Annotated in this window: 9 protein-coding genes; 3 read left to right on the forward strand and 6 right to left on the reverse strand. The window is 73.6% G+C overall.

Going from position 1 to position 9,834, the window contains the following annotated elements:
* Positions 1-69 precede the first annotated feature (69 nt).
* A complete protein-coding gene (locus ACFV6I_RS16850; RefSeq protein ID WP_380425979.1) occupies positions 70-1,518 on the reverse strand; it encodes a choice-of-anchor A family protein in 1,449 nt (482 codons plus the stop codon).
* A 284-nt stretch (positions 1,519-1,802) separates the two neighbouring features.
* Between ACFV6I_RS16850 and ACFV6I_RS16855 the strand changes: the two genes are divergently transcribed.
* The 3 genes from ACFV6I_RS16855 (at position 1,803) to ACFV6I_RS16865 (ending at position 4,108) form a co-directional block, all read left to right on the forward strand.
* Positions 1,803-2,510 carry a 4'-phosphopantetheinyl transferase family protein gene (locus tag ACFV6I_RS16855; protein WP_380425981.1) on the forward strand — a complete coding sequence of 236 codons (708 nt, stop codon included), beginning with the start codon at positions 1,803-1,805 and terminating at the stop codon, positions 2,508-2,510.
* A 154-nt stretch (positions 2,511-2,664) separates the two neighbouring features.
* Positions 2,665-3,147 carry a DUF2269 family protein gene (locus ACFV6I_RS16860; RefSeq protein WP_063347418.1) on the forward strand — a complete coding sequence of 161 codons (483 nt, stop codon included), beginning with the start codon at positions 2,665-2,667 and terminating at the stop codon, positions 3,145-3,147.
* A gap of 124 nt (positions 3,148-3,271) precedes the next feature.
* The gene (locus ACFV6I_RS16865; protein ID WP_063347419.1) at positions 3,272-4,108 is read left to right on the forward strand and encodes a helix-turn-helix domain-containing protein; all 837 of its coding nucleotides are present in this window, start codon (positions 3,272-3,274) and stop codon (positions 4,106-4,108) included.
* Positions 4,109-4,115: 7 nt separating this feature from the next.
* Here the strand turns inward: ACFV6I_RS16865 and ACFV6I_RS16870 are convergent, their stop codons facing one another.
* The 5 genes from ACFV6I_RS16870 to ACFV6I_RS16890 all read right to left on the reverse strand — a co-directional run bounded on the left by ACFV6I_RS16870 (position 4,116) and on the right by ACFV6I_RS16890 (position 9,626).
* Positions 4,116-4,559: a hypothetical protein gene (locus tag ACFV6I_RS16870; protein ID WP_380425983.1), complete on the reverse strand. Its 444-nt coding sequence runs from the start codon at positions 4,557-4,559 to the stop codon at positions 4,116-4,118.
* Positions 4,560-4,713: 154 nt separating this feature from the next.
* The gene (locus tag ACFV6I_RS16875; protein ID WP_380425985.1) at positions 4,714-5,598 is read right to left on the reverse strand and encodes an amidohydrolase family protein; all 885 of its coding nucleotides are present in this window, start codon (positions 5,596-5,598) and stop codon (positions 4,714-4,716) included.
* Positions 5,595-7,229, reverse strand: coding sequence for an acyl-CoA dehydrogenase family protein (locus ACFV6I_RS16880; protein ID WP_380425987.1), 1,635 nt, complete (start codon positions 7,227-7,229; stop codon positions 5,595-5,597). The genes ACFV6I_RS16875 and ACFV6I_RS16880 overlap by 4 nt, the downstream gene beginning before the upstream one ends.
* Entirely contained in the window at positions 7,213-7,896 is a 684-nt protein-coding gene (locus ACFV6I_RS16885; RefSeq protein ID WP_380425989.1) for a TetR/AcrR family transcriptional regulator, read from the reverse strand. Before ACFV6I_RS16885 ends, ACFV6I_RS16880 begins: the two co-directional genes overlap by 17 nt.
* A 239-nt stretch (positions 7,897-8,135) precedes the next feature.
* A complete protein-coding gene (locus ACFV6I_RS16890; RefSeq protein ID WP_063347423.1) occupies positions 8,136-9,626 on the reverse strand; it encodes a S28 family serine protease in 1,491 nt (496 codons plus the stop codon).
* Between the last annotated feature and the right edge of the window lie 208 nt (positions 9,627-9,834).

Consider the following 9,834-nt stretch of genomic DNA (forward strand, 5'->3'; position numbering starts at 1 on the left):
CGACGCGGGCGGCCTGGGCCGTTGTTGCTGCTCGGGCGTTCCTTGCGCTGGGCAAGCCCCAAGCCGGACCTAGCTGTGGCGACCGCGACGGCGGGCGGCCAGGACGGCGAGACCGCCGAGGCCGAGCAGGCCGACGCCGGCCAGGCCGAAGACCACCGGGGCGTTGCCCGCGCCGGTGGAGGGCAGCTCACCGCCGCCACCGGGGTGGTGGCTGGTCGGGTGCTCGGACGGGTGGTGGCTGGTCGGGGCCGGGCCCGAGCTGGACGGACTGGCCGAGGGCGACGAGGACGGGGACGACGACGGCGAGGAAGAGGGCGAGGAGGACGGGGACGACGACGGGGACGACGACGGCGAAGAAGACGGGGAGGAAGAGGGCGACGAGGACGGCGAAGAGGACGGGGACGACGACGGCGAGGAGGACGGCGAGGTGGACGGCGACGGGCTCGGCGTCACCTGGCAGTCCGGCAGGTCCCCGTCGAACGGGTAGCTGTGGATCTCGTAGCCGCCGGTGCCGGTGTGGATCAGGTTGCCCGCGAGGTACACCCGGCCGTTCATCCCGGGCTGGGCGATGGTCGTGGTGCCGCCCGGGTTGCCGGCCAGGACCGAGCCCTGGAACTGGGCGCTGCCGAGGATCTGCGCCGAGGTCGCGGTCGGGAAGTTGTACATCAGCTTCGACCGCATGTCGGTGGTCTGGTCCCCGGCCAGGCCGGTGCCCGTGTAGGTGTTGATGATCGGGCTGTCCCCGAGCATGTTCACCACGACGGTGGCCCCGGCCGGAATGTTGTTGAAGACCAGTCCGATCTGCCCGCCGCTCGGCGAGGCGAGGTTCTGGGTGACGTTGAAGACCTGCTTCAGGCTGGTCCCGTCGCCGGTGAAGGTCGCCTGGCTGGAGGAGATGTCGACGGTGCCGGTCGCGGTGGCCTTTCCGACGCAGTCGGAGATCTCCTCGATCTGGGTGAGCACCGTCTGGTACGGGGCGGCGGCGTTCGGGTCCTGGATCGCCTGGCCGGTGGGGTCGATGCTGACGGTGCCGGTGACGCTGCCCGCGTGGCGCAGGTTGCCGAAGGCCGGGCCGTGGGAGTCGCTCCCGCCGATCAGGATCGAGTTGCCGGTCACGACGTCGACGTTGCCGCCGGTGGTGACGAAGTCGCTGCCGTTGGGCGGCACGACGCGCGAGCCGACGCCGACGACGCCCATGTTGTAGATGCCGCCGCCGTTCTTCTCGACGGTCAGGTTCCCCAGCGTGACGATCTTGCCCTCGGCCTCGGCGGCGCGGCCGGTCACGGTGTAGTTGCCGCCGGTGAAGACGTTGATGCTGGCGTCCCGGCCGGGGAAGTCGCCGTTGTTCGGCGGCGGCCAGGTGGCGGGGCAGTCGGGGCCCGTGCAGGCGCCCAGCGGCGGGGCGAGCGGAGCAGCCGAACCGACCGTCAGCACGGCCGCCAGCGGCAGCGCCGCGACGACGGTCGCCACGGCGACCCGGACGGTCCGACGCCTGCGGGTGGCGGGTTCTCTTCTCACGGCGGTCGTTCTGTGATCCGGCGTACCGGTGCCCTGACCCATCGACACATTCCTCCGCGCATAGGAAAAAGAGCAGGCGCGCATAACCTGCCCCGTTCGTACTATCTGCTGGCGATCCCACAGATCCGGGACATCCAACCTCAAATCGGGCGATTCCTACCCTACAGATCCTCAGATCCGATCCGAAAATCCACCGCGCGGCGCAGCAGTCGCCTCCCACCGGCCCTGCCCGGGCGACCTCCGCGCCGCCCCCGCCCGACGTCCGCGCCCGTTAGGTTGGAGCAATGACCTCCGAGGCCCAGGACCAGAGCACGCCGCTCGTCGCCGTCGCGTCCGCCGACGCCGTACTGCGGCACCCCGAAGCGGGCGAGCACCTGCTCACCCCCCTCGAACGCGAGCGCGCCGCGCGCTTCCGGCACGAGTCCGGGCGGATCGACTTCACCGCCGGCCACGTGCTGGTCCGGCTCTGCGCCGCCCGGCTGCTCGACGTCCCGGCGGCCTCGCTCACGCTCGCCCAGCTGTGCCCGGACTGCGGCCTGGCCGACCACGGCAAGCCGTACCTGCCGGACCACCCCGAGGTGCACGTGAGCCTGTCGCACACCCGGGGCGTGGTCGCGGCCGGAGCCGGCCACCAGCCGGTCGGGGTGGACGTCGAGCTGGCCGCGCGCGGCGGATCGCTGGGCGCGGTCGCCCGCCGGGTGCTCTCCCCCGCCGAACTGCGCCTGGTCGAGGCGGCACCGGAACCGGACCAGGCGTTCCTGCGGCTGTGGGTGCGCAAGGAGTCGCTGATCAAGATCGGGCGGGCCACCCTGGACACCCTGGCCTCCGTCGACCTGTCCGACCTGCCCCTGGACGTCCCGCCCGGCGCCCCGCTGCGCAGCCGCCACCAGGACCTGCACCTGCTCGACTGGGCCGACCCGGAGCACGGCGCCGCCGTCGCGGCGGTCAGCACCGCCGCGCCGAGGATCGTCCAGCTGACGACGGCGGGCTGAACAGGGCGGAGCACTGCAGTCCTGCGGAACGAGCACGCCCACCCGCGCGGCGGGCCCCCGGATAAGCGGTGTTAGCGTGCCTGATCGCGGGCGCGCCGCCACCGGACGCCCGTCGCACCAGCTGCCCACCGCCGGATTTAAGGGTGTCCCCGCCATGGCCAAGTTCCTGCTGAGCCTGCACGTCCTCGCGTCGGTCCTGTTCATAGGCCCGGTCGCGGTGGCCGTCAGCATGTTCCCGCGCCGGGCCAAGGCCGCGCTGGCCGGCGGGCCGGACCAGGCCTCGGACGCGGGCGTGCTGCGGATCCTGCACCGGATCACCCAGGTCTACGCCCTGCTGGGGGTCGCGGTGCCGGTGATGGGCATCGGCCTGGCCCAGGTGATGGACGTGCTCGGGCAGTCCTGGATCATCGTCTCGATGGTGCTCACCGCGATCGCCGCGCTCTCGCTGCTGCTCTTCGTCCTGCCCGGGCAGCAGGCCGCGGTGGACGCGCTCGGCGCCGACACCGCGCCGGAGCAGCACGCCAAGGCCGTCCAGGGCCTGCGGCTGCTGCCGATGACGGCCGGGGTGTTCAACCTGCTGTGGGCGGTGGTCGTGGTGCTGATGGTCATCCGGCCGGGGTCGAGCACCGGCGTCTGAGCCGGACCCCCGAAGCCGTACCGAACGAAAAGCTCCACCGCCCAGCCGTGCCACCCGAATCCACACCGACCGGGCCGGAAGGCCCTCTCCCCCGGGGCGGGCCCGGTCCAGTACCGTCCTGGCCATGACGATCATGGCGGGCATGGGCAGCCCGACGGGTACCGGAGTCGGACCGCTGCTGCGCGGCTGGCGCGAACGGCGGCAGCTCAGCCAGCTGCAACTGGCACTGCGGGCGGACTCCTCGACCCGGCACCTCAGCTTCGTCGAGAACGGCCGGTCCCGCCCGAGCCGGGAGCTGGTGCTGCGGCTCGCCGAACACCTGGACGTCCCGGTCCGCGAGCGCAACACCCTGCTGCTCGCGGCCGGCTACGCCCCGCACTTCCCCGAGACGCCGCTGGACGACCCGTCGATGGACGCGCTGCGCGGCGGCCTGGAGCGGCTGCTCGCCGCCCACGACCCGTACCCGGCGCTGGTCGTCGACGGGACCTTCCAGGTGCTGGCGGCCAACCGCTCGCTCGGGCTGCTCCTCGACGGCGTCGCCCCGCACCTGCTGGAACCACCGCTCAACGCGATGCGGATCGCCCTGCACCCCGAGGGGCTGGCGCCGCGCATCGTGAACCTGCCGCAGTGGCGGCGGCACCTGCTGGAACGGGTGGAGCACCGGATCGAGCTGCTGTGCGGCGAGGCGCTGCGGCGGCTGTACGAGGAGGTCGCCGGCTACCCGACGGCGGCGGACGACCCGGGCCCGGGCGGGGAGCAGGCGGACGGCGCCGGGCTGTTCCCGTTCGCGCTGCCGATGCGGATCCGGCACGAGGGGCGGGTGCTGTCCTTCCTGTCCACCATCACGACCTTCAACACGCCGCTGGACGTGACGGTCTCCGAGCTGGCCATGGAGACCCTCCTGCCGGCCGACGCGGAGACGGTGCGGTTCCTCCAGGACGCGGTCGGCCCGGAGCGCTGACCCCGGTTCAGGTACGACGCCCCCCGGTGCCGCCCCCGTCGCGGCGGCGCAGCGCGGTGAACTGGAGGACGGCGAACAGGGCCACCACCGCCGCCTGCACCGGGATCCAGACGGCACCGGCCGTGGTCGGCTCCAACCAGGCCGCCATCGCCACCAGGCTGAGCACCACCCAGACGGCGTTGAGGTCGATCACCGCCTGCACCGCGAGCCGCGGCGGCCGCCGGCGGGCGGCCAGGGCGCCGACCCCGAGGGCGTAGCCGGTGAGGAAGAGCCCGAGGGCGAGCAGGACGCTGCGGCCGACCCCGAGCAACTCGCCGACCGGGCCGGCGAAGGCCAGGTAGACGAGGCCGTTGCCGCCGGTGACCAGGGCGTCCAGGGCGAGCACGCCGCGCACCGTCCACAGGGGGGAGGCGGAGCCGGGGCGGGCGGGTGTGAGGGCGTTCGCGGACATGGCGGATCAGCCTCCTGACGGGGATGGGGCCCGGCGGCGGTGACGCCGGCCGGGTCCCCCCACCCTGCCCGCCCGGCCGCCGGGCGTCGATTACCCCGCAGGTAAGGGCCCGGGCCGGGGACGCTCAGGGCCGCACCCCCGGCAACCGGCCTCCTCAGCCCGCCGGGGCGAGCCCGAAGAGCGCGGCGGCGTTGTCGTGGCAGACGGCCCGCAGCCACTCCTCCCCCAGGCCCATCCCGGCCAGCGCCTCCAGCTGGTGCACGTACCGGTACGGGATGTTGGGGAAGTCGCTGCCGAGCAGGACGCGGTCCTGGAGGCCGCGCAGGCGCGGCAGTTCGGCGCGCGGGAACGGGACGTCGGCCTCGGCGAAGTCCGTGAAGGCGATCGTGGTGTCCAGCCGGACGGCCGGGTGGCGCTCGGCCAGGTCGAGGAAGTCGCGGTACTCGGGCATGCCGAGGTGGGCGACCACCAGGACCAGTCCGGGGTGGCGCTTCAGCACCTCGCCGATCGGACCGGGGCCGGTGAAGTTGCCCGGCACCGGTCCGGACCCGCAGTGGGTGACCACCGGCGTGCCGGTCTCGGCGAGCAGCCCCCACACCTCGTCCAGCTGCCGGTCCGCCGGGTCGTAGCCGCCGACCTGCACGTGCGCCTTGAACACCCGGGCGCCGTCCTCGATCGCGCGGGCCACGTAGCCGGGCGCCTCGGGCTCGGGGAAGAACGTCGCGGTGTGCAGGCACTCCGGGGTGCGGGCGGCGAAGTCGGCCGACCAGGCGTTCAGCCAGCCGGCCATGCCGGGCCTGTGCGGGTAGAGCATCGAGGTGAACGCCCGGACGCCGAAGTCCCGCAGCCGCTGGACGCGCTGCTCCTCGGCCTCGCGGTAGGTGATCGGCCAGGGCCGGTTCACCAGCGGGCCGGCCGCGTCGAAGTACGCCCACACCTTGTCGAGGACCTTCTTCGGCATGAAGTGGGTGTGCACGTCGATGAGGCCGGGCAGGCCCAGGGCCTGCCAGAACGCGCGGACCTCCTGGGATTCGCTCACGCCGGCACCGGGCGGGCCCGGTCGATGATCCCGGCGGTGTCGACGCCGGACGGCAGGGTGCCGAAGGCGGAGCCGCGGTCCCCGGCGAGGCGGGTGGCGCAGAACGCGTCCGCCACCGCCGGGCTGCCGTGGCGGACCAGCAGCGCGCCCTGGAAGGCCAGCGCCATCGACTCGACCAGTCGGCGCGTCCGGTACTCCAGGTCGGCCTGGTCGGTGAGCTGCTTGCGCAGGTCGGCGACGGCCGCGTCCAGCCGGCGGTCCGCCCCGGCGGCGGCGTCGAGCTCGCCGAGGAAGGCCTCGACCGTCTCCGGGCGCTTGGCCATGGCGCGCAGCGCGTCCAGGGCGGCGACGTTGCCGGAGCCCTCCCAGATCGACACCAGCGGCGCCTCCCGGTAGAGCCGGGGCATCCCGGACTCCTCGACGTAGCCGTTGCCGCCCAGGCACTCCAGCGCCTCGGCGGCGTGCGCCGGGCCGCGCTTGCAGACCCAGTACTTGGCCACCGCCAGTCCCAACCGCCGTACCAGCGCCTCGGGTTCGTCCCCGGCCAGGGCCAGGTCGGTGCTCTGGGCGAGCCGCATCGCGACGGCGGTGGCCGCCTCGGACTCCACGACCAGGTCGGCGAGCACGTTGCGCATCAGCGGCTGGTCCACCAGCGGCCGGCCGAACGCCCGCCGGTGCAGGGCGTGGTGGACGGCCCGGGTCGCGCCGTAGCGCATGCCGGAGGCGGCGCCGACGGTGCAGTCCAGGCGGGTCATGTTGACCATCTCGATGATGGTCGCCACCCCCCGCCCCTCCTCACCGACCAGCCAGCCGACCGCGCCGTCGTACTCCAGCTCGGCGGAGGCGTTGGACTTGTTGCCGAGCTTGTCCTTGAGCCGCATCAGCTGGAGGCGGTTACGGGTGCCGTCCGGGAGGACGCGCGGCAGCATGAAGCAGCTGAGCCCGCCCGGCGCCTGGGCGAGCGTCAGGAAGAGGTCGGACATCGGCGCCGAGGTGAACCACTTGTGGCCGGTCAGCCGGTAGGTGCCGTCCGGGTGCGGGGTCGCGGTGGTGGTGTTGGTGCGGACGTCCGAGCCGCCCTGCTTCTCGGTCATCGACATGCCGGCGATCAGCCCGCGCTTGGTGCGCGGCTCGCGCAGCCCGAAGTCGTACGTGGTGGCGGCCAGCAGCGGCTCCAACTCGCCCGCCAGGGAGGGGTTCGCGCGCAGGGCCGGGACGGCGGCGTAGGTCATCGAGATCGGGCAGGTGTGGCCGGCCTCGACCTGCCCCCAGACGAAGAACTTGGCGGCCCGGGCGGAGTGGGCGCCGGGCCGCTCGTCCCGCCAGGGCGCGGCGTGCAGGCCGTGGGAGACGGCGGTGCGCATCAGCTCGTGCCAGGCCGGGTGGAACTCGACCTCGTCGACGCGGTGGCCGAAGCGGTCGTGGGTGCGCAGGACGGGCGGGTTCTCGTTGGCCAGCCGGCCCCACTCGGCGGCCTGCTCGGAGCCGGCCAGGCGGCCGAGCTCGTGCAGTTCGGACTCGGCCCAGCCGGCGCCGGCCCGGTGCAGGGCGGCGAGCAGGGTCGGATCGGCGGCGGTGTCGTGTCCGTACGGCAGGGGCACCTGGTTGGTGACCTCATGCGTCGCTGTCATCGCGTCCTCCCAGGGCACGCAGGGTGAAGGAGACCAGGGCGGGGACCACGTCGGTGGTGCCCGCCGGCTTCGTGGGCTCGGCCGTCCGTGTGGGCGCGGCCGTTGCCACAGGCGCAGGCACAGACGCAGGCGCAGGCGCGGCCGCGAGCGGGCCGGCCAGCGCCTCGCCGACCGCGCCGACCAGCGCGGCGGCGGTCAGCACCGGGTCCTGCTCGGGGAGTTCGCCGCTCGCCACGGCGGCGGCGATCTCGGTGGCGATCACGTCCCGGAACGCCCGGCGGAACACCAGGCGCTCGCTGTCCACGACCGCGTCGGCCGGCTCGACCAGCAGCGCGTACGCCAGCCGGGGCGCGCGCAGGGCGCGGGCGGCGAAGGTCTCGACGACCGCGGCGATCCGCTGCCGCGGGCCCTCCCGGAGGGCGACGGCCGCGTCGACGGCGGCCATCTCGCGGGTGACCACCCGGCGGAACAACTGCACGGACAGCTCGGCCTTGTTGGCGAAGTGCTGGTAGAGGCTTCCGGTGGCGATCCCGGCACGGTCCGCCACGGCGGCCATCGTGCAGCCGCCGTAGCCGCGCTCGGCGAGCAGCAGGACGGCTGCCTGCAGCACGGCCTCGCGCTGGGCGTCCAGCCGGGCTTGGACGGCGGGCGTGCGTCGGTAGGCCATAAAAGCATTGAAGCACTGATTCAGTACTTCAGATAGGGCCCGGCCCGTCCCGAGCGGGCCGGCCCCGCCAGATGCGCGAGGAGGGGGGGGCCCCCGCCCCGCGGCGGCCCCCGCCCGCGCCGTGCACGTCGCCGCCGCCCGCGCCGCACGGCCGGTGCCGCTGCCCGCCCCCGACCGGGGGCGGCCTCCTCCAAAGCGTCACACAGCGCTACGACCTGCCGGTCACAGCGGGTGGCGCTTTACAGCGGGTGGCGCTGCGACTCCAGCTTCAGGCCCTCCTCGTCGAGCGGGCCGAACGGCGGGATCTGCTGCTTCTTGCCGAGCGAGCGGGCGGCGTCCTGGTCGCCCAGGCCGGCCCACTCCAGCACCTTGGCGGTCGCCTCCGCCGACTGCGCGGCCGGCAGCTGGCCGATGTTGGAGCCGTGGTTGCCGCCCGGCACGGTGTAGACGTAGCTGTCGTCACTGCCCCGGCCGAGCTTGAACGGCTTGGCGCCCCACGGGTCGTTGCCGCCGTAGACGTAGATGATCCGCTCGGCGTCGTGCTTCACCCAGCGGTCGATGTCCCGCATCGCGTTCGGGTTGAAGGAGATCGGGATGTCCTTCGGCACGTACGACCGGGCCGAGTACAGCTCCTTGTAGTCGTAGTGCAGCACGCCCTTGAGGTGCGAGACGTCGAAGAACGGCGCACCCAGCTCGGTCGCGGCCTGGTAGTAGTACGCGGTGTACTTCGCCAGCGACTGGTCGCTGTTGCCGGTGATGCCGGACTGCGAGTCGAACCACGCGTACAGCGCGTCGTCGGTCGCGGTGGCCGCGGCCGGGACCTTGGCGCAGTCCGCCTCGGTGCTGTACTGCCAGAACGCCCAGACCACGTCGAGCACGCCCGCCTCGTACGCCCGGTCCGGCGTGCCGAGGGTGTTGAAGGTCGAGCCGGCGGCCTTGTTGTCGGCCACGTAGCGGGTCTCCAGGCGGTCGCGGCGCACCAGCAGCTCGCGCTGGGCGGCGTTCAGCGCGGCCCGGCACTCGGGGGTGCCGACGGTGCGGAAGAAGTTGGTGTAGGCCGCGTAGTCGTTGACGTCGGTGTTGTTCGGCGCCACGTACGCGATCGTGCCCGCGACGTCGTCCGGGTAGAAGCGGCGGAAGTAGGTGGAGGACATGCCGCCCTTGCTGGCGCCGGTGGAGAGCCATTCCTGCTGGTAGATCCGCTTGAGCGCGGTCACCAGCCGGTGCGAGTCGGCGGCCTGCTGGCGGATGCCGGCCTTGGACCAGTCCGCCGGCTCGGGGCGCGACGGGGTGAAGTACCGGTACTCGATGGACACCTGGTTGCCGTCCACCAGCCGGGTCGGCTCGGTGCGCGACGGGTTGGTGCCCAGCGTGTAGCCGTTGGTGTAGAAGACGGTCGGGCGGTCGTAGCCCCGGTGCAGCACGCTGAAGCGCTGCTGGAAGGTGCCCAGCCAGGGGCGGAAGTGGTCGATCGGCTGGGTGTAGGTGAGCAGGAAGTAGCGGTGACCGGTGGTGGTCGGCTTCTCCTCGGTGATCGTCACCCCGGGGATCGCCGCCAGGCGGTCCTTGATGTCGGCATTCGGGTCGTCGGCGGGGCTCCGGCCGTGGGCGGCCTCGGCGGCGCCGGCGCCCTGGGCACCGGCGGCCAGCGCCGGGGTCGCCAGGCCGCCGAGCGCGAGCAGCGGTATCAGCAGGACGGAAACCAGCAGCCTTCGCAGCGTGGTGGTCATCAACTCTCCATTGGTCACACGGATATGACTGCCGCTCTGCCGGGACGACAGTGCGGCGGGGGTGGTGCGCCGGCCGCCTGGTGGACGGCCGAATGGGGCCCCCCCCCGGGGGGGGGGGGGCCTCGGGGGTCCGGGCTGGGGAGCCGGGTCGGCCCGGGTAGGGGACCTCGGGGCGGGGGGGGGGGGGGTGGGGGGCTCGCCCCGTCGC

Source organism: Kitasatospora sp. NPDC059803 (genome assembly GCF_042732255.1).
GTDB lineage: Bacteria > Actinomycetota > Actinomycetes > Streptomycetales > Streptomycetaceae > Kitasatospora.